The following is a 24,504-nucleotide window of genomic DNA, read 5'->3' as shown; positions in this document are numbered from 1 at the left end:
AAATAAACAAATAATATAAACTAGCCTTATCAATAATTAAAACTTAGTTTAATTACTCATTTCTTCTACGTTTATGTTTCTTTCTGCCTTCAGTTCTCTTTCTTTTATGCATTTTCTGCCACTTTTCGTATTGATCGGCTGTTAGAATTGATTTCATTTTTCTTTTAAATTCAAGTTTTTTATCTAATCTAGTGTTTAAACGATTGAACTTTTCGTCATTACTCAAATTTTTCATTTCCTCGCGATTTTCTCTCAAGCTTTGACGTTCCAATTCTTGATTTGCGATTAATGGTTGAATACTATTGATTTGCTTGTCCGACAAATCTAGTGCTACAGCCATTTTTTTAACTTTAAGTTCTGCGCGTTGTTGTGGTGTAAAATCATTTCCTTTTTTTGGAAGTGGGCGTTGTGCTACGGATATCGCTGTCACAAAAAATGAAGCGATTAGAATGATGTTTTTCATATTTAAAATTTTATTTGTCCTTATGACTGGCTTATAGTTGAAAAGTTTAATCAAAGAAAAACCGCTAGTATTTACTAGCGGTTTTATAATCTTAACATTGTACCAGTTCAGGCTACACTAATTCGATAAAAAGTCCATCATCTGTTTTCTCAACTTTGGCTACCTTTTTACCAGTCAATCCTTTTACTGTTTTATCCCATTTCTTATTAGATAATCCACTGTCAGATTTAAGCGCATTCAACTCTACTTTGCCTGATTTTTTTAATAGTTCATATACCATTTTTTCATCATCATTGAGGTCGACGTTTAATTTTTTCTCCGGTCTCATCTGTGGGAAAAATAAAACTTCTTGAATGGATGGGTTGTTGGTTAAAAACATAATTAGTCGATCCATTCCTATTCCTAATCCAGACGTAGGTGGCATACCGTATTCTAGAGCTCTTAAAAAGTCTTGATCTATAAACATCGCCTCGTCATCACCACGATCGGCTAGAGCCAGTTGAGCTTCAAATCGCTCGCGTTGATCTATAGGATCGTTAAGCTCACTATAAGCATTGGCTATTTCTTTACCACATACCATCAATTCAAAACGTTCCGTAAGTTCTGGATGATCACGGTGTTCCTTGGTTAACGGTGACATTTCTTTAGGATAATCAGTAATGAAGGTAGGTTGAATAAAGTTTCCTTCACATTTTTCACCAAATATTTCGTCGATGAGCTTTCCTTTACCCATTGTGTTATCTACTTCTATTCCTTCCGCTTTCGCGAAAGTGTACAACTCTTCCTCGCTCTTACCGGTAATATCAAAACCGGTGAACTGTTTGATAGCATCAGTCATGGTGACTCTAGGGTATGGAGCTTTCCATTCAATGGTATGATCGCCAAATGTACTTTGAGTAGTGCCATTTACTGCAACCGCGCAATGTTCTAATAATTGCTCGGTAAAATCCATCATCCAGTTATAATCTTTGTAAGCCACATAAATTTCCATGGCTGTGAATTCTGGATTGTGTGTGCGATCCATCCCTTCATTCCTGAAGTTTTTACTGAATTCATATACACCGTCAAATCCTCCTACAATCAATCTCTTAAGATATAGCTCATTTGCAATACGCATATAAAGAGGAATATCAAGAGAGTTGTGATGTGTGATAAAAGGCTTTGCAGCCGCACCACCAGGAATAGGTTGTAAAATTGGAGTCTCTACTTCAAAATATTCACGCGAATTGAAAAATTCACGCATGGCATTAAAAAGTTTTGTTCTTTTGACAAATACATTTTTAACATCTGGATTTACTACTAAGTCCACATATCGTTGACGATAACGTTGTTCTGCATCATCAAATTTGTCATAAACTTTTCCATCAGCATCTGTCTTTGCAAAGGGTAGTGGACGCAAGGTTTTTGTAAGCAATGTGAAATTAGTGACTTTTACAGTCATTTCACCTACCTGTGTTTTAAAAAGCTCGCCTTCTATTCCTATAATGTCACCTATATCTAATAATTTTTTATAGACTTCATTATAGAGCGTTTTGTCATCACCGGTACAAATTTCATCACGATTAAAGTAAACTTGTATACGACCTTCTGAGTCTTGAATTTCGGCAAAACTAGCCTTACCTTGTATACGTCTAGAGGTTAATCTACCAGCGATGTTTACCTTTTTACCTTCTTTAAAATCGGCTTTAATTTGTTTAGTAGAATGGTCTACGGGATAAAGCGCTGCTGGATAAGGATCTATTCCCATCTCACGCAGTTTTGCCAATTTTTCACGGCGTACGATTTCTTGTTCAGAAAGTTGCATAAATAGGTGTTTTTATAAGCCTGCAAAGGTAAATTAAAACAGAAAAGTAACTTTAATAAGAATGTGAAAAATGAAAAGAACATTATTAAGAGTACTTTGATTGTCTAATAGTCTGTTGCTAAATAAAAAACATGTGCTTTTTAACGAGTTCTTTTCAGCTCAAAAAAACTGATTATAAAGTAGTTAACCTAAGTGTATTTAAATGTGTTTAAGTCACTACTAAAAACTGATCGTTGTGAATTCATCTAGATTCAATAAGCTGAAGAAAAAAATGTAACATTTGTCATTTTATACAGTCATATTACTGCAATCACATCACCTTTAAATTATAATATATGAGCGTTTGGCGAGTAATTTTGGCCATTATTTTTCCTCCACTTGCAGTAATTGGTAAAGGCTGTGGTTCTATTTTGATTGTATTGATATTAACCTTGTTAGGATGGGTTCCTGGTGTTATTGCTGCGTTGATCATACTAAATAATCCCGACAGATAATATAAATATTTAGCGATTTATTATAAGTTTAACCAAAGTTAATATTACCTTTGCAAAATGAATAAAAAGGTCTTCTTTCAGGATTTAGGGGTCGGTGACTATAAACAGACCTGGGTTTATCAAGAACAACTCTTCAAAGAAATTCTTGATATTAAAATTGAAAATAGGAAAGAAGATTCCAAGAATCCTACACCTAATCACCTATTATTTGTAGAACATAATCACGTTTACACGCTGGGTAAAAGTGGTGATCTGGATAACCTTCTTGCCAATGAAGCCGTTCTTAAACAAATCAATGCCGATTTTTATAAAATTAATCGTGGCGGAGACATCACCTATCATGGTCCTGGACAGATTACAGGTTACCCAATTCTTGACCTAGAAAATTTCTTTACTGACATTCATGAATATTTACGTTTACTAGAAGAAATCTTCATTAAAATTTTGGCCGATTACGGCCTTAAAGGTGAACGTAGCAATGGTGAAACTGGCGTATGGCTGGATGTAGGAACGCCATTTGCACGTAAAATTTGTGCTCTAGGAGTACGTGCTAGTCGTTGGGTTACCATGCATGGTTTTGCTTTTAATGTAAATACTGATCTAGGTTATTTTGACCATATTATTCCTTGTGGAATAGAAGATAAAGCAGTAACATCTCTAGCAGCAGAGCTAAAAAGACCTGTAGATCAAGAGGAGATCAAGCAAAAAATTAAAACCTATTTTGTTGAGCTTTTTGAAGCAGATCTTGTAGAAAAGTAATTCTCGTCTTCTTGCCGATCATGTAAATTGAATTAACATTCTTTACACATGAATTACAATATCCTTAAGTAGTCTCAATGATGTACTAGACTACTTTTATAGGTATGACCCTATCAATTGAAGATATACGTGCTTGTATTGAAGAGCCTGAATATGCTGCACAGCTGGCAGATTTGGTTTATGTAACAGACCAACATTTAAATATTCATAGGAAAAAATACGGTCGTGGATATTCCTACCTAATTGATAATGAATCTAGATTAACCGATAAGGCTCAACTTAAAAGGATTAAATCGTTAGTGATACCGCCAGCTTGGCAACAAGTGCGAATAAGTGCTATCGATAATGGGCACTTGCAAGTAGTTGGACGCGATGCAAAAAACCGTAAAGTATATCTCTATCATGACCTCTGGAATTTAGTTCGTAATCAAACAAAGTTCTTTAAAATGTCCGCTTTTGCGAAAGCGTTACCAAAAATTAGAAAGCAACTAGTAAACAGTCTTCAATTGGCAGGAATGACGAGAGAAAAATGTCTTGCGCTAGTTATAAAAATAATGGATGAAACTTATGTGCGCATAGGCAGTTCAGGATATGCTAAGCGCAATGGGACATATGGATTGTCTACGATGCGCATGCGTCACTTAACTGATACAGGATCAAAAATTATCTTTGACTTTAAAGGAAAACATCAAATTGATCAACATGTTGAAATTGATGACGCACAGCTGGTAAAAGCGATACAGCAATGTGAGGAAATTCCTGGTTGGGAACTTTTTCAGTATTACGATGATGACGGGAACCATCAATCTATTGAAAGTCATGACGTCAACGATTATCTGCATACCATCGCAGGAGATATTTTCTCGGCAAAGGATTTTAGAACATGGGGCGCGACTAGAGAATTCTATACTTTTTTACTACAATCACCTGATTTGAATACTGAAAAAGATAGAGAAGCTAATCTACTGCAAGCCTATGATGCTGCTGCCGAAGCTTTAGGTAACACGCGTAGTGTATGTAGAGAATATTATGTTCATCCTCATATCGCTGATGTTTATAAACAATCTGGTTTTGTAGATGAGAGGAAAGAAATTAAAGAATTAAAAGATCGTACCTATTTTACGGCTATTGAAACTAGAATTCAACAGCTTATAGATGATTTTGAAATTGAATTTAAGCCATCAATTTAAGAGCGTTACCACTTATATAGTAGGACATCATCACCATCTAAAGTGACTAGGTAATGCCATTTACCAGCAGTTTTTACAGACGCCGTAGTATTACCGTAAACAGGAAATCCATTAAGTAAATCACCTTTTTGGGAGAATATGTAAACCTTATTTTCTGCGTTATCAACTAGTGATATGAAGCTTTTGTTCTTGTTCTCATAAACCGAAATGTGCTCATAGCTACCATAAGGTATTTCAACTTTATTCTTATTGATAAACAGATTATTATCGTTGTAACTCACTCTTTGGGACTTTGAGCTATCAAAAGAGTTACCATACTTATTGAAATTTTCAAATGCTACTTCTCCATTAAGAGGATTAATTGAGAAGAATTTACCGTCTTGATCTAGTCCAACCAATTTATTTTTAAGCTGTTTGAGTTTACCTTTCAACGCAATAGGAACTGTAACCTTAGTTCTGGTTTTTCCAGTACGACTGATAAGGGCTATTTTATTTTCTGCTTTAGCAAACGCGATAAAATCTTTGTTGTTTACCCTAATATGTTGTGGTGATGTTAGAATTTCTCCATCAGGTTGATAATTAAAGCCTTTAACAGCATTACCATTTATATCATACATGAATAATCTTGAACCCTGAGTTACAACAAATCGGTAATTACGGCTGTTGTCATAATCAAAAACACTTACCGGTTGATCTATACCGTTTTTAAATTCTAATGGATATTTATTTACGTCCTTGCCATTGCGATCTAGATAGTAAATTGCTTTTTCAGTTGTGAAAACTAACTGTTTGCGACCATTTTTATAGCCGTCAACAACTTGTATCTCGCCTAATATTTTTCCTTTCAACTGTTTAGACCAGTGTCGTTTACCCTTGTCTGATACTAAGTGAAGTTTTAATTCGGCGTCTTGAAAGGCAACATCATATCCTTTAGTTAAATGATTGGGGAATAGGAATGGTCCTGCAATAATACTCGAGCCTGATTTATAAGTCATACTCTGTTGAACGCTACCACTGTTTAACTCATCGTTTACAACTGGTATATGGAAATTATAATGAGCGTATTCGTTTTCATGTACGTATTGAGATATAATAAATGGATAAGTTTTACTTGACAGTTGCTTTAAAATCTTGCTGTCGTTTTTACTTAGCGTAGAGTTTTGCTTATAAAATTCTATACTACTAATTGAAGTGTAGCTACTTGAGCTATTTATCGAACTGTTTAGGTCTTGCCACCAAATTTGATCGGCCAAAGTACTTTTGTTGGTAATTGCAGCAATGATTTGCTCGGGTGTAGTTGCTTTTTCAGACAATATAAAGTGAGATCCTAAAACAGTAATATATGAATAGTTTTTTTGAGGTAAAATAGGAGATAAGCTACTCGTATTGATAGGTTCTCTTAATTCATAAATGGTTGTGTTACGATACTCAAACTTGGCTGTGGATAAACTATCCAGATTGAGAAAGAAAGTTTCGTAAGGTTCTAGTCCAAAAGCTACAACGTGCTCCTTATCCCAGCTTATTTTACTTAACTCATAACAGTTGTCTAAAATATTTTTTACAGTAGCAGTAACCTCGTGATTAATTGATTTTTGCCTGGACAAATTGGATATGATTTCTTGATGATTCTTATAAGTAGTAGTTTCTACATTGGTGAAATTAAGAGGTAATATTTCAGATATGTGGTTAGTTCTAGCAGTCAGGCCATCATAAAGTGCATGGCGCATTGATGTACTGTCTGAATACGTGAGAATACCAGAGAATTGTATCGCAAGATCGTTGTTTTCTGGTTCTACTTGATACCAATGAGCATAGTTTCCCTTATCATTTATATTGAGACCATAGATAAATTCTTTAAGCCAATTTCTATCACTGGCTTTTACATATAAGGATACCGAATTACCACTAGTTTTTTCATATAAAGATTTGAACTCGTCATTAAACACATAATCATCAAGTTCTCGTCTTATTTGACTTTCAATTATAAGTTTTGAACTACTAGCGAGATGCAATCCTTTATGATTAAGAAAATAAAAATTAGTACTATCTGTTTTTGATTGATAGTATTTTGTTTCATTGTAATTAAAGGTTGATGTAGTATCCCTATAATTTGGTAGGTCCGAAGAAATTAAAGAAATCACCACTTCATTTTTACCTTCAATGCTTACTGTGATTAGATTGTTATCACTTTCTTTATATAATTCTAAAAAGCTACCTGCATTTTTAATTTCTTGTAGTCTATCTAGATTTTTTATTTGGTTATATAGAGCGTTATTTTCTATAAAACTAAATACATCCTCCATGTTATTTGCGTCAATAATGATCTTAGAATCATGTGGTATACGATGGAGGAGATTTAAATCTATTTGGGAGTCTTTTTCACAGCTAGTAATAAGCAGAACCAAAACAAAGATTCTCAAAAAGTTTTTCATAGACCTAGTTTTATACAAAGGTAAAAGTTATATGAAATAACACACAGTTCAAACAAAACTATTATAAATCCAGACTTAATTGATCTGGTAAAAGTTTAAAGCTTTTTCTATGGTATTTTGTACTACCATATTGTTTAATAGCGTGGCGATGTGCAACTGTGGGATAACCTTGATTTTTATGCCAATCATAATTAGGGAATTCCCTAGATATTGTTTCCATAAAATCATCTCTATATGTTTTGGCGAGTATGGAAGCAGCTGCGATGTTGAGGTATTTTCCATCACCTTTAATCACTGTTGTGTAAGGTATTTCGTTGCATGGTTTAAAACGATTGCCATCAACGGCTATATGTTCAGGTTTACTTTCAAGACCCTTTATTGATTGATGCATTGCAAGAATACTTGCATTCAATATATTAATCTCATCGATTTTCTCCATCATTACATGCGATACATGAAATGATATTGCTTCTTTTTCTATAATAGGTCTAAGTTCATACCTACGCTTTCGCGAAAGCTTTTTACTATCATTCAATTCAGGACATTTAAAGTCTGGTGGTAAAATAACAGCAGCAGCAGTGACGGGTCCGGCAAGACAGCCACGTCCAGCTTCATCAGTTCCTGCCTCAATAAGATTGGGTTTTACTTGTAATAAAAGCATACTGCGAATGTAATTAATATCAATTACCTTTATAAAAACACATTACTTAATTTGAATGTGCAAAGAAGGAATACATGAAAACTATTCGAATTTTAAAACGTAGTTTATCTATAACAGGATTAGTTCTTACCCTACCAATTATCGGTATGGTGTTTAGTAAAGAGGTGAATTGGGGTTTGCTGGATTTCTTAGTTATGGGTGTGATGCTGTTTACAACAAGCGTTCTGTTGCATTATATTTGGTTTTCTCACACTTCTTCAAAATGGAGGTACGGCCTAATTGTACTAGCTCTCATTGCTTTTTTCTTACTTTGGATAGAGCTTGCTGTTGGTATTTTTAATTAATCTATACCTATGGATTAATAGGAACTCAATAACTTCTAATTGCTATCGTTATCTTACTTTTGAGCCGTGATTAAAAAAATGAGATTTCTTTTATTTCTATTGATGGCTTTTCCTGTACTTTCTATAGCACAAGAAAAGGAGTTGATATCAGCTGGAGAAGTTCGAACTTCTGATAGATTTACATCTTTGAACGGAGATCAAAATACAGATCAACCTGGCGTTCAAGTTAAGGGAGATAAGCCACCGATTACAGATTACCTAATCATATCTGCACAACGTGATACGACTCACGTAGATACCACTTTACACATTTACAAAGATTATAAATTCAATTATTTGCGCAAGGATAATTTTGAATTACAACCTTTTCACAATATAGGTCAACCTTATAATGAATTAGGAAAGTCCTATTCATTAAATACACTCACTCCATCAATGGGTGCGCGAGCTAGGCATACAGGATATTTAGAAGTACAGGACATGCAGTATTATAGAGTGCCTACTCCTTTAACCGATTTATACTTTAAAACAGCAGTGAATCAAGGACAGCAATTAGACGCTACCTTTACAAGTAATATTTCTCCTCAATTTAATTTCTCTATCGGTTATAAAGGAGTGCGCAGCGCAGGAGACTATGCTCGCACACTTACTAGCACAGGGATATTTAAATTCACGGCAAATTATGTTTCAAAAAATAAGAAGTATAAAGCTATAGCACATACAACCTTTCAAGATTTATCTAATCAAGAGAATGGTGGTATTGTGGCTAGTGCCGTTCAAGGATTTATTGATAACGATGAGGATTTTGATGATAGAGGACGATTAGACCCTAATCTAGAAAATGCGGAAGGTACATTGAACGGTCGTCGATTTTATATCAATCATGAATATGAGTTTCTAGGTAAAAAGGATTCAACCAGTTTCTACAGCGCAAGATTGTACAATGAAATGTTTTATGAAGATAAATTGTACAGGTTTGAGCAGTCTTCACCAGATGAAGAATTTCTAGGAAATGCCTTTGGGAATGCAATTAATGATAAAACAGATTTTGAACAAGGAGATATAGAAGTAGGTTTACTCTATGATCATCATTTGTTAGGTCATTTTAAAGCAGGATTCACCAGGCAGGCATATAATTATGGTTATAATCGTGTTCTTGATTTTGGGACTTCTTCAATTACCAATAGACTCAAGGGTGAAACGTACCAATTATCAGGAACGTTTAGTAAGAATTATAAAGGATTTGATATTCAAGGTGATGGTGGTGTAATACTATTTGGTGATTTAACGGGTCAATTTTTAAATGCATCGGCTAGTTATGATTTTAAGTTGTTTAAACTTAGTGCTTCTTTAGATTTGAGCTCGCAATCTCCTAATTTTAATGCGCTTTTATTCCAAAGTGATTATGAAAATTATAATTGGCAAAATGCTTTTGACAATATCGAGAAGCAACAATTTTCTATTGATTTAAAATCAGATAAACTTCTAGATGCACAGTTAAGCATTACTAGAATTCAGGATTATGTTTACTTCACCGAAAATCAGTTATTGGACTCTGATTTGAATACAGTAGGTTATAATGCAGCTCCTCAACAATTTGATTCTGAAATTACGTATTTAAAATTGAAGTTGCACAAAGGATTTAAGTTCTTGACCCATTTTGGTATGGATCATACCGTCATGCTTCAGTCTGTTGACCAAAATCAAGAAGTATTAAACTTACCAGAAGTAGTTACTCGAAATACCTTTTACTATGAGAATAGGTTTTTTAAAAGAGCTTTACAACTGCAAACCGGTTTTACATTAAAATATTTTACTTCCTACAATATGGATGGATACGATCCTGTATTAGGGGAATTCTATACGCAAAACAATCAAGAGTTTGGTGATTTTCCTATGATTGATGTTTTCTTAAATGGTAAGATTAGACAAACAAGAATATTCTTTAAGGCAGAACATATCAATGCACTCTTTGGTAAGCAGGATTACTTCAGTGCTCCATTACATCCTTATCGTGATTTCACTTTTAGATTCGGTATAGTGTGGAATTTCTTTTTATAAAATTGTATTAAAAACGTTAAATAATTATGTTTCAAGTGGTTGATTTTGAGTAAAATCAGCTGTTTTTCTTTAACATTTACAAACTCTCTTATGAATTCATTAAAACCGAGGTGTAAGATTCTTCGTAAATATGTATGAATTCAAAAACAATTACAATGAAAAAGTATTTTTTATACAGCGGTTTGCTGTTAAGTACACTAACCTTATTTAACTGTTCTGACGATGATGATGTTGTAGAAGGACGTTTTGACCGAGCAGAACTCTATGTAACCAGTACAGCAAGTGGTGACATCACAGTCTATGACTTTTCTGATGATGATCAGGTTGAAACTACAACTCTTACGACATTAAGTACCTCTAACGAAGGTATTGAGTACGATGGTGATACAGACGAGTTATTTGTTGCATCACGTAGTGCTCTTAACTTAAGTGTTTTTACAGATGTAGAGGCTACTATTGAATCAGGAGCTGTTGCAGCAGCAACAGGTATTACCGCGACGGCTGCATTTAACAGTCCTAGAGCACTAGCTATTAATGGTGACAATGTAGTAGTAGCAGATAATGGTACTAATCAATTATTCGTTTATACTAGAACATCAAGCGGTTTGCAATTGCGTAATACGTTTGATATAGCTTTTGATTTATGGGGCGTTGAGTTTGTAGGATCAGATTTATATGCGGTAGTTGATAATACCTCAGATCTAGCAATTTTTACCAATTTCCTATCAAATACAACTGATGGTTCACTAGCTGCAACCAAACAAATTACGATTGAAGGAATCGTAAGAACACACGGTATTGCCTATGATGCACAAGATGACTTATTAATCATGACCGATGTAGGTCTGGCTTCTAGTGATACAGATGGTGCATATCACGTTATTGATAATGCGCTTTCTCAAATAGCAGGAGTTGCAAATGGTGGGACTTTGGCACTATCATCTCAAACAAGAGTTGCAGGTTCAAATACGTTTTTAGGTAATCCAATTGATGTTGATTACGATACCGAATCAAATACCATTTTTATTGCAGAGATTGCTAATGGTGGTGGACGAGTACTTGCATTTGACGTAGCACAATCTGGAAATGCTAATCCAGCTATTAACAACATGCTTGCTGGTTGTAGCTCATTAGATTTCTACGGGAACGACTAATTCTCAAATTCTATAAAGAAATATTAATTGTTGCGCTTGTTCGAGCGCAACAATTTTTTTTTGCTCTATATTTGGCGATCATGAGATATAACCAATACATATCCATATTACTAATCGCCCTGTTTACTAGCATGCAATTGATGAACTTGCATAGCTGGTCACATGATGATGATCATGAAACAGATTGCGAGGTATGTGTTATATCTCACGAGTTTCAGGAACTTCAATATGATTTTCCACAATTAGGGACGTGGACTCCATCTATTCAAAATCACATCCCTGTTGATGGTGTTGTTGTTTATTACGCTTCCGCGAAAGCGAACTCAACATCAAACATTCTCTTTACGCGACCGCCGCCAGTACTAGCCTAATTCCGCTTTTTGAATTAGTTATTACAATCCCTTACTATGTTTAAATATTTATTAGTAGTCATTTTTATGGCTACTGTTGCAATGTGTAAAGCACAAGATTGCAAGAACACCCTTAAAGGTAAGATTACCGATTTTCATAATAATAAACCACTAGAACTAGCCCAAGTATATGTAGAGGAGCAAGAGCGTACTTATACATCAAACTCAGCTGGTGAGTATCAAGTAAATGACTTGTGTACAGGGGTTTACCATCTTATTATTACTCATATTGATTGTGATAAAAAATCAATTGAGGTCCTTGTAAATCAAGATAGAATCTTAAATATTACTCTCGAACATCATATCAATGAACTTGATGAGGTACAGGTTGTTGCCGATGTTCATGATGATCATGCAACTACTCAAAATGCAACTCGTATTGATAAGGAATTAATTCAAAAGTATAGCGGTGCAACCCTAGGAGATGCGCTAGAAACTGTGCCTGGAGTGTCATCACTGAAAACAGGTCAAGGTGTCGTAAAGCCTATCGTGCACGGATTGTATGGTAGTAGAATTACCATTGTAAATAATGGTGTGAGGTTACAAGATCAAGAATGGGGAACAGAACATGCTCCAAATATTGATCCCAACACAGCATCTTCTATAAGAGTTATTAAAGGTAGTAGTGCCTTACGTTATGGTGGCGACGCGGTAGGAGGAACTATAATAATAGACCCAGCTCGTGTAATAAGTAAGGATACTCTTATGGGTAACGCAATCTTAACCGGTCAATCGAATGGTCGTGGCGGAGCTATAACTGCTGGTATACAGCGATATAAAAAGTCTGGCTGGTATCAACAGGCAAATATTACTTTCAAGCGACTGGGAGATTTTGAAGCCCCAGATTATATTCTTTCTAATACGGGTTCTCAAACAGCTGCTACTAGACTTGCAGTTGGGTATAAGCAATTTGAATACGGTTTAAGTGCTGAATATAATTTTTACGATACTGAATTAGGTATTTTAAGAGCATCTCACATTGGTAATACCGCCGACTTAGTGCGTAGTATAAATTCTGGTGAACCTGCTATCATTAATGAGTTTACTTATGATATTGATGAGCCAAAACAAGAGGTCATACATCACCAAGTTGCTCTTAACGCTTTTAAACGCTTTAGAAATCTAGGAAAGTTTGAATTCAACTACCAGTATCAACTTAATAACAGAAAAGAATTTGATGTACGTCGAGGTGCGCTTTCTGAACGTGCTGCACTAGATATTGATTTAAAAACACACAATTTTCAAGGATATCTAAATATTGACGCTAGCGATAAATGGAATCATGAACTAGGATTGGATGCCGTTTTACAAACCAATTCACCAGATGCAACAACTGGTGTGCGTCGTCTTATTCCCGATTATAATTCCATTAAGGTAGGTGGTTTTGTAGGAACTCAATATCAATTTACAGATAGACTAATGATTGAGGCTGGTGCTAGATACGATCATTATTCAATAGACGCTAAAAAGTTTTATATCACCTCTCGTTGGGAATCTTTGGGATATGATGTGCGATTCGCACAGTTTGAACGATTTAGAGAATCTATCCAAGTTTATACTGAACCAGAATTGGATTTTGATTTATTCGCATTTTCAAGTGGTGTTCAATACTCATTTAGAGATCACTTTGATATAACCTTTAATGTGTCTCACTCACAGCGTGCTCCAAATCCAGGAGAGCTTTTTAGTGAAGGATTGCATCACGCTCTAGCAACTATCGAAATAGGTCGTTTAGAATTAAATAAAGAAGTGTCAAATAAGATCAGTGCTAGTTTTCATGCTAACTATAATAACTGGGATGTAGAACTTGCACCTTATTACAATCGTATTAATGACTTTATACAATTAGTTCCTAATGGAGTACAGCTTACGAATCGAGGTGCGTTTGCAGTCTATGAATATGAACAGTTAGATGCTGTTCTTGCTGGTGTTGATATAAGTGCTAGTTACCATATAAAAAGGAAAGAAACGATAAAACGATCTCCATATAATAGAACAATCAACGTTACTAAGAACTGGATATCGTTAGGTGCACAGTTCTCTTACGTATATGGAGAGGATGTGAAAAACGATAAACCCTTAATCGATATTCCACCAGCTCAGTTATTAACTAAAATCGAAATTGAGGATGTTTTTACGGAAGGCTTGCAGGTAGAAATTGCAAATCAGCAAGTATGGAAACAAAATAGATTTCCTGACAACGATTATGAAATCACTTATGCAGCAGATAATGGGAATGCAGTTACTGAAACTGTAGAAATATCAGAATCTCCAGATGCTTACAACTTATGGAACCTAGGTCTAGCTTACTCCATTAAGTCACAAAATAATAAACCTAACTTGAGTTTTAGACTTCAAGTGAACAATGTACTTTCTACCAAGTACAGAGATTATCTCAATCGACAACGTTTTTACGCAGATGAAATAGGTAGGAATTTCATCGCACAAATTTTGTATAATTTTTAAATTTTTAATTATGAAAAAAGTTCTTAGAACTACAACCGCTTTAATGATGACAGCTGTACTATTTGTAAGTTGTGACAACGACGATGATAACCCAGATATCATCAATCCAGAGGAATTAATAACTACGGTTGAATTAACTCTAACAAATGACAATGATGCGACAGATATTGTTGTGCTTGAAGCGTTTGATGAAGATGGGGAAGAAGGTCCTATCGCTCCAGTAGTTCGTCAAAATGGTGCCCTTACGGCAAATGCAACCTACTCAGGTATGGTAAGATTTTTAGATGCCAGTGATCCGGCAGATGTTGAGGATATTACTGTTGAAGTAAGAGACGAAGCAGATGAGCATGAAGTATTCTACGTGACTGATGTTGCTGGTGTAGCGATTGCTAAAAATGATGTAGATGGTGGTGGTAATCCATTAGGATTGGATACTACAGTTACTACTGGAGCTGCTGGTTCAGGTAACTTTACTATCGTATTACGTCATGAACCTACTAAGCCTAATGACGGTACTCTAACTGGAGCTGGTGGCGAAAGTGATATTGAAGTAACATTCCCACTTACAGTACAGTAGTTTATTAGATTTATTGAATGAAAAAACCCTTGCTGTTTTAGCAAGGGTTTTTTTAATATGTGATATTTAATTAATCTACAGTATCTTCAATATCGTCTGCAACATCTTCTACTGCATCTTCTACTTTTTCTCCTGTTGATTTTTCTCTACAACTTGAAATACTTAACGTAAAAGTTGCAACAGCTACTAGAATTAAAAATTTCTTTAACATAATAATGATTTTAAAAGTTAGTGTTGATGATTCTATTATAAAGGTTTTCTACCGCTTATAATATTAATTAAAATTACAATTACTGCAATTACTAATAGAACGTGTAGTAATCCGCCAGTTGACATGCCTGGTACAATTCCAAACATACCCAATGCCCAAACGATAACACAAATGACGGCTACTAACCATAAAATACTTCTCATAATATATAGTTTTTGTTTTTGATTAATCTAAAAGTACTTATGATTTTGATGTTGATTTCTAAATAAATTAATAATTACGATTAATTTATGTTAAATCAATAGAAAGTCAAATTTAATATTGAGATGGGTTTTTCATCACATCCTGAGCTCGTTGTTTATGTCGTTCTAATTTTTCTTTATCCATTTTATTTAGAGTTCCCAGCATCATGTTCATGCGCTGGTTGTTTTTGAAAAACTCTTGTTTGTCATCTAGAAAATTCCAGTATAGCGAATTAAAAGGGCAAGCATCCTCTTCAGCATTTTTCTTACTTACTTTGTATTTACAGCCTTTACAATAGTTACTCATTTTATTGATATAACTACCGCTAGAAACATAAGGTTTAGTCGCTACAATCCCACCATCAGCCCATTGAGACATTCCTCTAGTATTAGTTATTTCAACCCATTCAATAGCATCAATGTAAACTCCTAAATACCAATCGCAAACTTGGTTGGGATGAGTTTGTGTAAGCAGTGCATAATTACCAGTTATCATCAATCGTTGTATGTGATGAGCATAGGCATTGTCTAGTGAGTTATTTATGCTGTGTTTAAGACAATTCATATCAGTTTCACCAGTCCAGTAAAAGTCTGGTAGATCGTTCTGGTTGTCAAGTTTGTTTGATCTAGCGTAACTTGGCATTTCCTTCCAATATATTCCACGCATGAACTCACGCCAGCCCAAAATTTGTCTCACAAATCCTTCAACTTGTGAGATGTCAATCTTGCGTTTGTCTTCTCTCCATTTATCAACTACTTTTTCTATAACCTCTTTAGGATGAAGCATCTTAGAATTTAGGGCAAAGCTTAATCTACTGTGGTATAAATACTCCTGATTGGTATGCATGGCATCCTGATAATCGCCAAAATGAACGAGTAACTCATCACAAAAATAATTGAGTACTTTAAGTGCATCAGCTCGTGAAGTAGGCCAGTTGAAATTACTACTATCAATACGTCCAAAAGTTGAAATATCTTCTTCTTTTAGCATTTCTACAATATCACTTACATCCTTACGAAATCCTTTTTCTTTCGGAATTTCAGTATCACCATCCCATTTGTTTCGATTGCTTTTATCGTAGTTCCATTTTCCGCCTTCTGGTTCCTTGTCACCTACAATCATGATATCGTGTTTCTTGCGCATGTCACGATAGAAATATTCCATAGTCATGCGTTTTTTTCCTTCAAAAAACTTTTCTACATCCTTTCTTTTGGTGAAAAAATGCTCAGTATCATATCCTTCCCATTCTATATCTAAGGACTTGCAAAAGTCTCGCAATTGTTGGTCCAATCGGTATTCGTCAGGAGCTAGGTACTCAAATTTTTCAATGCCGTGTTTATCAATAATATGGTTGAGGTTGTCTACAAGGTTGTGCTTGTTCTCGCTTTCGCGAAAGCGGAAATATTCTACCTGCATTCCACGATCCTCTAACCACGATGAGAACTCGCGCATCGCCTGAAAAAATCCTACAACTTTTTGAATGTGATGCTTTACATAATCTGTTTCTTGGCGCATTTCTGCCATATGATAAATAATGTGATCTTGATCGCCGTTATACCATGAATGCTTGTAGTTAAGTTGATCTCCTAGAATAAGACGTAATGTTTTTTTGGGCATGATGTAACGTTTTTAAAGATTTGAATACCTATTTATCAAAGATTTAAGTATGAAAAGGTCTAACTATTTTGTTTTGTTTGTAACGGCTATTTGGTTATTATTACTGGCTTATCTCAGCTTTTTTACTAAAGTCGGTTTAACAACCTTGTTAATTGTTTATACCATAGGTCAAGGATTTTTAACTGCTTGGTTTCTTCCAAAATATGCTAAGAAGAAGCGTTGTTGTTAACGAATTCAACGTTTCCAATTAAAATAACTTTTCCTGTAACCATTTTTTGCGATACTTATGTTCATTGTCATAACGATCGGCTTGTAGTTTAATATTAAAAGTTCTATTTCTGGGATCATTACCTACACCACTATTATACATCCAGTTTCCATAGTTTGAATGCACGTCATAGTCTATTAAAATGTGCTCAAAGTAAGCAGCACCTAGTCGCCAGTCCTGTTCACGATGCATACTCCAGTAGCTGGCTACATTTTGTCTACCACGATTGCTCATAAAACCTGTAGCTGCTAGTTCTTTCATGTTTGCGTTTACGAAGTCTTCATGCGTTTCACCATTGATCCATTTTTCTAATTCTCGCTCGCTAGCTTTCCATTCATAATCTCTGTGTAATACTCCACCTAGATTGAAAATATTATGTTCATGTTTTAATGAAACATACTTAAAGAAATCACGCCAAATCAATTCAAAAACTAACCAGTAAGTATCTTGGTTTTTCTTTACTTCTTTTTCAAACCGTTTTACTTCCCAATATATCTGTCTGGCACTTATGCATCCTAAGGCTAGCCATGGACTGAATTTACTACTATAATCAGTTCCTAATAATCCGTTTCTTGTTTTCTTATAGTATTTCAATTTTTCAGTATCCCAGAAATAGTGGTCTAAACGATCCCATGCTGCAATCTCACCACCTTCAAAAGGAAAAGCACTGTTAGGGTGTTTTTTAAACTCCTCAAGTCCCAAATCAGCAAGGGACGGAATAGGAGTGAAGGTTACTTTGGGCATTTCTTGTTTGTAACCTTCAATATCTACTGTATTACGCACTTCGCTTTGTTTCTCACACTTCTTGCGGAATTCTGTAAATACCTTAGGAATTTGTTGCCAGTTGTCAAAAGGTACGTCTTCTGGGTGAAATAAAAATTGATCATAAACGCGATGACCTTTTGGTTTACAGTCCAAGGTCGAAAGTGCTTTACCTAGAGCTTCTTCTTGCTCTACTTCGTCACGCGTCCATTCTTTTTGTAGATAGATATCAGTTATTTCATACTCTTCTACTAATTGCGGAATTATATTTTCTGGTTTGTCGTGAAATAGTAATAAGGGAATTCCATGCTCTTCTAATCCTTTACGCAGGTCGTTTAACGCTTCACGAATAAATTGTGCTCGGTATTTTCCTGTTTTTCCGAAAGGTACTTTAAAGGGCAAGTTCATTCCAAAATCACTCTCCTGATAATACCGTGGATCAAAAAAGTATACAGCTATTACATCACCCTTATTTTCACAAGCTGCTTTCAGACTTACATTATCCTGAATACGTAAATCGTTTCTATACCAGATTAAATTCATTCTTGTTTTGTTTTACTTATTTCTACTTTCTACATTTCTTACTACAATACACTACGTTGTCCCAGTTCTTTTCCCACTTCTTACGCCATGTAAATTCTCGTTCACAAGAAGGACAAACTTTAGTAGGCAAACCATGTGGATTACGAGCTTTTTGTTTCATTTTTATTATAGGTGATGGGTTTTACATCAGTTTCAATTTGAGCGTAAGTATACCGATGAGTGAGAGAAGCTTTGCCATAGGCGTCAAGACCATTAATTATAGTACTTTCTGCTTCTTCAAGATTCAAAAACCCATCTTCAAGGATGTAATCTTCCTTTAAAAAAACGTCAGTAATTTTACATATAACTAGACGACATTGATTTTCATCAATAAGAATATCATTTACATAACTAGCAGCAACTTGTATGTTCGAATTTGCAACGAAAGGAGCCTTAAATCCAGTTCGTTCTATTTTTTCTATATCTAATTCTTGAAACTCTGAAATGTCAACAGGGAATTTAGCGCTTGTGCTATGAGCTTTCTTTATAAGTGAGGGATTAACGTGATTTAATGTTAGGTAACCCGTTGCTTTTAAGTTTTCATAAGTGTGACCAGCTCCATATCCCAAAGGCCTAAGTATGAAGCAAAATAGAGCAGGATTGCTTCCTAAATGGGTGACGTTGCTAAATATTGCTAGGTTATCAATTCCTTCTTTTGATCGAGTGCCAATCAAATGAGCCGGCTTGAATCCGGTAAGACCTGTTATCAAGTTTCCTCGATAAAACCGATCCATTTCAGATATATCTTCTGATGAAATGTGTTTCATTTGTTTAACTATTACAATCAAAAGTAAAACAAATATTACTTAGGGTACTTTATAAAAACTTAAAGTTTAAATGCAAATGTGGTATATAAAAAAACCGAACTGCTTCAACTAGTTCGGTTTTAATATGAAAAAATGATATTCTAATTTTTTATGAACTGGGTAGAATAATTGTGACTAGAGGTCTGTACTTTAATCAAGTAAACACCTTTTGCTATTGAATCTAAACCTTGTACACGAGTTTTGTTAGAGTCAATTTTCTCAGATTTAACTAATTTTCCTGATACGTCATAAATACTAAGTTGTGCATTTTCAAACTCTACAGAGTTTAATTCTACATTTAATATTCCTGAACTTAATGGATTAGGATATATTGATAGTGCGTTGCTATTCGTAATGTCGCCCTGTGTCAATGTTGAATTTTGAAAAACTAACTCAAATCTATTGCTGTCTACACTAGCATTATCTGATGGTGAAATTTGAAAATTAATTAATGTACGATTGTTCATGTTTAATGGATGAAGTTGAGAAGTATAAGTATCTCTTAAGTAAACTTGATTTCCATTTAAGTCCTCAACTGATATTTCAAAAGTATAATCAGTAACTAAATAGTTTGATATGTGTAAAGGAACAACTTCATCCAATGTTGGAAGAACACGTCTTTCAATACTTAATTTTTGAGAACCTTTGTCAATGCTTATGTTGGCATTTAATCCATTTACTTTTACGGCATCGTCTAGATTTATATTATCATCATATTGATCGTTAAATTCAATATATAAACCATCACTTTCTGATTGATTGGCTTGTAATCTTGAAGTTTGATAAAGCTTTACAAACACAAATTCAGAATTTAAATTAGATCTAAAGACACCTGCGTTTGAGGAACCCGTTATTTTGTTAGTTTCTTCGATCGTTACATTTGGATTTGTTGTAGTAGCAGTCATAAATACCGCTTGTCCTGGCTCTAGTACTTGGGTAGTATTACCTACAGTTCCTACTCCTGAAGTCATGTCAATAGTAGAGTAAGTTCCTCTAGGTCCAATTGTTGGATCCCAGTAATACATGTCATTACCTACACCAGATTTAGTCACAGTACTTAAATCAAGTTTTGCTTGGTAAGGATTTGCCATTGAGAAAAACTCTCCCGTGTTTAATGTAGGGCTACTAGTAAAAGAACCTGTGTGTAAATTTCCTCTAGCTCTTAAGGTAGTTGCTGTTACTGCAGCAGTATTGTTGGACAAATCTGTATTTCTATCTCCTCTAATCATTATGCGATAAAAGGTTCCTGGAACAAATTGTTCTGTTTTAGTATTTGAAACAGCATCCCAAGTTTGAGAATTACTTATCCATTTGAATAAACTAGGGTTACCACTTGACGTTTCATCTAATCCAGTAGTTGAATTAACCGTTCCTATTGTTCCGGCTGTTCCGGTTATATGAGTACCAAACCCTGATAGAGCCGAACCGCTTTCTTGCCACCCGTCAAAAACGGTTGAACCACTTACAGTAGGACCTATAAATCGGAAAGCTCTATTACCAGCTGGAATAAACTGTTCTACCATAACTTCACCTGTTATTGAAGCTCCTGTGCCTAGTGTATTAAGTACCGCGGTATGTTGTGCATTGCTCTTAAATACTAGATTATTATTGGTAGTCAAGTTTCCGTTAAGAACTTCTAATGATTTAAGTATTTCTAAAGTTCCTAACACCTCTACACCACTAGTATTATTGGCTTTTAAATGGTCAATAAATCCGTTACCAGTTATAAATTGCTGGACATTTGCATTGAGTTCTATAGAATGCTCACCATTAATTTCACCATTTACATCTGCATGTCCTTTAATACTTACTGTGTTATTATTGACCATGAGTGTGGACTCATCATCCATATAAAGATTATTAAATTCGGCTACGTCATTTAGTATAGCAGTATTACCATCATTGATATAAAGGTTATTACTGCTGCTTATTGAGGACGATGGATCATTTGTCCAGGATGTTCCATCCCAAAGATAAACTACGGATTCGCAAGAGGTTGATAAGGTAAACCCATCTCTTGTTACCGATCCATCAGAAGTGAATACCAAGGTTATACAACCGCTGGTTGTTGTTGCGGCAATTGAAGTGTGTAATAAGTCCCCAGAACCGTTTGCAGGAGAGTCATTACGATCCCAACACCACGCGTTTCCTCCATTAGGCGGTGCGATTATAGTTCCCGAAGTGGAATCTCCGTCATAAATTGTCAAACCATCATAACATCCAGATCCATTATTTTCAATGTTAAATTCAGAAAAGTTGATAACTACCTTTTCTCCTGGTGTGTTTGGACAGATTGTATATACTTGATTTTCATCATCACCGTATTCTGCACCAGTTCCTCCTGAGTCAGCAAGACTTGCTCCACACCAATCGGCACTAGTAGTTACGTTTAAAACTTGAAAACTACTTGCACAATTTGCTCTTACATAGATATCATAAGAAGTGTTTTGAGTAAGATTAGAAAGAGTATGTGGGATAGAAAATACATTGGCAGTACCTACTGCAGGTACAGCGGCTCCAGAATTTACGATTACTACTTCCCATTGGTTACCTGCAGGACTGTTATTCTCTAACCAGCTTATGGTAACTGAATCAGATGTAATAGCATCTGTTTGAAGATTAGAAATATTACTACATCCTGGCGTTGAAACTGCAATAGTATAATCTTCCACTTCACCATACGTAAAGGTTTCACAAGAAGTAGAAATGGTATCATATTGCATGATAACGCGCAATCTTGTACTACCAGATAATGCGTTTGAAGGAATTGTGATGGTCCCTGAAGCAGGAGTGCCTGTGGTGTTTCTTTCCGTATACACAGTTTCATCTTGGTCATCAAAATCTCCATCTTGGTTGAAATCTATGAAGACAGCATATCCTTCTGTGTAGGCAGGTCCGTTCCAAGTAGGAGTAATAGTAATTGGATAACTAGAACCAGGATCAACATTAGCTATTAAATTAGTATAATCGCCGTAACCACCAGTTTCAGCAGTTGTAGAATTATCGATGGAACTAAACTGAACGCGACTTATAAACTCATCTGATTGATCTGTACCATAGGATTCACAGTACGTAACAACAGTTGTAGAAAAAGTGATGACAGAACTGTAAGAGCTTTGCGAACTACTACATACACTTCTTACTCTTAATTCGTAAGTGGTAGATGATGTCAATCCGGTAAGTAAATATTCTGCTCTATTTGTACTTGCGGTATTCCATGTTGATGTTCCGCTTTCGCGAAAGCTTACCTCGTAGCCAGCACCAGGAATAGCATCCCAATTTATAAAAGCACTTGAATGAGTAGCGTTTACAGCGGTTACATTAGTAGGAGTAGTTGCTACGCAAGGCGCGTTACTGGCCAGTCCAGTGACAATTAATGAGAAATTCTGACTACCTGTGGCAAGAGAGCCTTTGTGCGTTACTGTAATGGTGTAACTGCCAGAAGGATTATCAACATCAACACGCTCATATGGATCTCTGTTATTATCGCCTTTACCATTTGTGGTTACTCCTGTTAATCTCCATGGAGTGAATGTATCGTTGTTTTGAGTAATTCTAATGTCAAGATCGTTAATCAGTTTAGGACTATTATCGTTAACATTAGTTGTTGCAGTACCAGGTAAATCAGTCCAAGATATTGATGCTTGTAGCGTGTCAAAGTTGTTAGAATTTACAACTATTTGATACGTTTGACCTGAACTTAATGAAAGCTCTGAAATTATAGATGTGTCGCCGTTTGCGGTAATAACTTCTGCAGCTTTTTTAGCATTTAATAATCCCCAACCGAATACTGCATCTGGTCCCGTAGTGCCTGCGTCATCTGCGGTGTGTAATGCCAATCCTTTTAAAGTAGCGGCACGCATGAATGTATTATTTACATCGTTATAGTGTTCTTGAAGTAATAAAAGAGAACCAGCAACATTAGGTGATGCCATGGATGTACCACTTATACTATCGTAGTCATTGTCGCTTGATTCAAAAGTAGAGTAAACACCTGTACCATTTCCTGTAATGTCTGGTTTGATGCGTAAATCATCTGTAGGTCCTTCACTAGAGCTAGTGTTTATGGAAACACTAGATAAACTACCATCGGGATTCACAATTGCGTCTCGAGCATTGGCTACAACCAAATTATTTTTTGAAGTTTTGAATCCTGTTAATTTATCATACTGACCATTGTTATCAAGAGGAGCATTATTTGCTGTGTTATCATTACCGTCATTACCGGCTGCTGTCACCATCAAGTAGTATGGTGTATTGTAAAGTAAATCGTCCCAATCTCTAGAAACATCTATATATCCTCCAAAAAGATAATCTGGTAACTGTGCATTTCCATTTTGATCTCTAGCTGCATATCCATAGGAATGGTTTGAAATAAGCATTCCTTGTTGTGATGCTGTTAGTGCTTCAACATAGTCATTGTTCCAGTCGTAGCCTACTGCGCTAGCACTAGGTGCCATTCCTTTTGCATCTGCTTGAGCTCCATAGGCGATTATGGTACCTGTAACATGTGCTGCATGAAAGTTTAATGAGGTTGTAGCGTCTCCTACAGAGAAACGATTTGATCCACCAGGTCCATCGTATTCTATGTGTGTTGTCCTTGCAACTCCACCATCCCAAACGTGTGCTACTAAATTTTGACCATCCAGATCGAGGTTAAGACCACCATTGGCATGTAGAAAATTGGTTCTTGTACTACGTGCTGCATCGGTGTTGTAAGTGGTGTAATAAACAGGAACTCCATTAATGATTCTTTGTATCTCGAATAACCTACCATCGTCAGTTTGGTTTTTTACTTTCAGGTTATTTTGGTTAATGAAATTTTGTACGGCTTCGCTTTGCTTTTCGTTTTCAGCATCAGCTTGTTTTTTGAGTTGTTCTAGTGCTTGCTGATTCGAATTCCTAACAATAACCTCTTTTTGTTTAAGAGTTTGGGAAAAACTAAGAAAGCTCATCAAACTAAATATGAGCAGTATAGATAGAGTAATTGTTTGTTTCATAGGGATTATTAGTTGACATTCAATAATATCCAAGAAACACGATAAACGCAATTAAATTTAGGATGAAATGCGTTAAAATATTTTCCTTTCGTTTTAATAAGTTGATATTCAATTTATTGAATGGTTGTTAAATTGGATGAATTGTAATTAAATCGTGTAGTTTAACGATTTTTTAACATTAGTTAAAACCTTGAAATATT

The 24,504-nt window shown here is 35.2% G+C and carries 20 protein-coding genes; 9 read left to right on the top strand and 11 right to left on the bottom strand.

From position 1 onward, the window contains the following. Nucleotides 1–52: 52 nt before the first annotated feature. Together HCN53_RS06145 and lysS are read right to left on the bottom strand one after the other, a co-directional pair. Nucleotides 53–463, bottom strand: a complete 411-nt coding sequence (locus HCN53_RS06145) for a hypothetical protein (protein ID WP_167342374.1) — start codon at nucleotides 461–463, stop codon at nucleotides 53–55. 112 nt (nucleotides 464–575) lie between these two features. Further along, nucleotides 576–2,267 (bottom strand): lysine--tRNA ligase, encoded by a 1,692-nt coding sequence (gene lysS / locus HCN53_RS06140; RefSeq protein WP_167342373.1) that lies wholly within the window; start codon nucleotides 2,265–2,267, stop codon nucleotides 576–578. Between the two features lie 335 nt (nucleotides 2,268–2,602). Between lysS and HCN53_RS06135 the strand changes: the two genes are divergently transcribed. From HCN53_RS06135 to HCN53_RS06125, 3 genes are all read left to right on the top strand, one after another. Continuing rightward, nucleotides 2,603–2,761, top strand: coding sequence for a YqaE/Pmp3 family membrane protein (locus tag HCN53_RS06135; RefSeq protein ID WP_082586949.1), 159 nt, complete (start codon nucleotides 2,603–2,605; stop codon nucleotides 2,759–2,761). A 57-nt stretch (nucleotides 2,762–2,818) separates the two neighbouring features. Continuing rightward, entirely contained in the window at nucleotides 2,819–3,520 is a 702-nt protein-coding gene (gene lipB, locus HCN53_RS06130) for a lipoyl(octanoyl) transferase LipB (protein ID WP_105019463.1), read from the top strand. 104 nt (nucleotides 3,521–3,624) lie between these two features. After that, the gene (locus HCN53_RS06125; protein ID WP_167342372.1) at nucleotides 3,625–4,710 is read left to right on the top strand and encodes a DNA topoisomerase IB; all 1,086 of its coding nucleotides are present in this window, start codon (nucleotides 3,625–3,627) and stop codon (nucleotides 4,708–4,710) included. 5 nt (nucleotides 4,711–4,715) lie between these two features. Here the strand turns inward: HCN53_RS06125 and HCN53_RS06120 are convergent, their stop codons facing one another. Both HCN53_RS06120 and HCN53_RS06115 read right to left on the bottom strand, forming a co-directional pair. Continuing rightward, nucleotides 4,716–7,142 carry a hypothetical protein gene (locus tag HCN53_RS06120; protein WP_167342371.1) on the bottom strand — a complete coding sequence of 809 codons (2,427 nt, stop codon included), beginning with the start codon at nucleotides 7,140–7,142 and terminating at the stop codon, nucleotides 4,716–4,718. 61 nt (nucleotides 7,143–7,203) lie between these two features. Further along, nucleotides 7,204–7,803 (bottom strand): ribonuclease HII, encoded by a 600-nt coding sequence (locus tag HCN53_RS06115; RefSeq protein WP_167342370.1) that lies wholly within the window; start codon nucleotides 7,801–7,803, stop codon nucleotides 7,204–7,206. Between the two features lie 74 nt (nucleotides 7,804–7,877). On the opposite strand from HCN53_RS06115, the gene HCN53_RS06110 reads away from it, so the two are divergent. The 6 genes from HCN53_RS06110 to HCN53_RS06085 all read left to right on the top strand — a co-directional run bounded on the left by HCN53_RS06110 (nucleotide 7,878) and on the right by HCN53_RS06085 (nucleotide 14,815). Continuing rightward, nucleotides 7,878–8,147 carry a hypothetical protein gene (locus tag HCN53_RS06110; protein ID WP_167342369.1) on the top strand — a complete coding sequence of 90 codons (270 nt, stop codon included), beginning with the start codon at nucleotides 7,878–7,880 and terminating at the stop codon, nucleotides 8,145–8,147. 78 nt (nucleotides 8,148–8,225) lie between these two features. Further along, nucleotides 8,226–10,208 carry a putative porin gene (locus tag HCN53_RS06105; protein ID WP_167342368.1) on the top strand — a complete coding sequence of 661 codons (1,983 nt, stop codon included), beginning with the start codon at nucleotides 8,226–8,228 and terminating at the stop codon, nucleotides 10,206–10,208. A gap of 155 nt (nucleotides 10,209–10,363) precedes the next feature. After that, on the top strand, nucleotides 10,364–11,362 hold the full coding sequence (locus tag HCN53_RS06100; RefSeq protein WP_060524232.1) for a hypothetical protein: 999 nt from the start codon (nucleotides 10,364–10,366) through the stop codon (nucleotides 11,360–11,362). An 80-nt stretch (nucleotides 11,363–11,442) separates the two neighbouring features. Next, nucleotides 11,443–11,733 (top strand): hypothetical protein, encoded by a 291-nt coding sequence (locus tag HCN53_RS06095; RefSeq protein ID WP_105019457.1) that lies wholly within the window; start codon nucleotides 11,443–11,445, stop codon nucleotides 11,731–11,733. A gap of 36 nt (nucleotides 11,734–11,769) precedes the next feature. Beyond that, complete coding sequence (locus HCN53_RS06090) at nucleotides 11,770–14,238, top strand: TonB-dependent receptor (protein ID WP_240919406.1); 2,469 nt, start codon at nucleotides 11,770–11,772, stop codon at nucleotides 14,236–14,238. Nucleotides 14,239–14,248: 10 nt separating this feature from the next. After that, nucleotides 14,249–14,815 (top strand): type 1 periplasmic binding fold superfamily protein, encoded by a 567-nt coding sequence (locus HCN53_RS06085; RefSeq protein WP_240919405.1) that lies wholly within the window; start codon nucleotides 14,249–14,251, stop codon nucleotides 14,813–14,815. A gap of 70 nt (nucleotides 14,816–14,885) precedes the next feature. Here HCN53_RS06085 and HCN53_RS06080 read toward each other — a convergent pair whose 3' ends face one another. The 7 genes from HCN53_RS06080 to HCN53_RS06050 form a co-directional block, all read right to left on the bottom strand. After that, entirely contained in the window at nucleotides 14,886–15,026 is a 141-nt protein-coding gene (locus HCN53_RS06080) for a hypothetical protein (protein ID WP_167342367.1), read from the bottom strand. Nucleotides 15,027–15,061: 35 nt separating this feature from the next. After that, the gene (locus HCN53_RS06075) at nucleotides 15,062–15,229 is read right to left on the bottom strand and encodes a lmo0937 family membrane protein (protein WP_105019456.1); all 168 of its coding nucleotides are present in this window, start codon (nucleotides 15,227–15,229) and stop codon (nucleotides 15,062–15,064) included. A gap of 112 nt (nucleotides 15,230–15,341) precedes the next feature. Then, nucleotides 15,342–16,886 carry a cryptochrome/photolyase family protein gene (locus HCN53_RS06070; protein WP_167342366.1) on the bottom strand — a complete coding sequence of 515 codons (1,545 nt, stop codon included), beginning with the start codon at nucleotides 16,884–16,886 and terminating at the stop codon, nucleotides 15,342–15,344. A 247-nt stretch (nucleotides 16,887–17,133) separates the two neighbouring features. Next, nucleotides 17,134–18,459: a DASH family cryptochrome gene (locus tag HCN53_RS06065; RefSeq protein WP_167342365.1), complete on the bottom strand. Its 1,326-nt coding sequence runs from the start codon at nucleotides 18,457–18,459 to the stop codon at nucleotides 17,134–17,136. A 22-nt stretch (nucleotides 18,460–18,481) separates the two neighbouring features. Continuing rightward, entirely contained in the window at nucleotides 18,482–18,619 is a 138-nt protein-coding gene (locus tag HCN53_RS06060) for a DUF2256 domain-containing protein (RefSeq protein ID WP_082586950.1), read from the bottom strand. Further along, the gene (locus HCN53_RS06055) at nucleotides 18,600–19,265 is read right to left on the bottom strand and encodes a flavin reductase family protein (protein ID WP_167342364.1); all 666 of its coding nucleotides are present in this window, start codon (nucleotides 19,263–19,265) and stop codon (nucleotides 18,600–18,602) included. The genes HCN53_RS06060 and HCN53_RS06055 overlap by 20 nt, the downstream gene beginning before the upstream one ends. 140 nt (nucleotides 19,266–19,405) lie before the next feature. Beyond that, nucleotides 19,406–24,304, bottom strand: coding sequence for a S8 family serine peptidase (locus HCN53_RS06050; protein WP_167342363.1), 4,899 nt, complete (start codon nucleotides 24,302–24,304; stop codon nucleotides 19,406–19,408). Nucleotides 24,305–24,504 lie beyond the last annotated feature (200 nt).

Origin of the sequence: Nonlabens sp. SY33080, from assembly GCF_011784885.1 — a bacterium.
GTDB lineage: Bacteria > Bacteroidota > Bacteroidia > Flavobacteriales > Flavobacteriaceae > Nonlabens > Nonlabens tegetincola.
The sequence above is the reverse complement of the archived record's forward strand: the minus strand, read 5'-3'. Positions and strand labels throughout refer to the sequence as shown.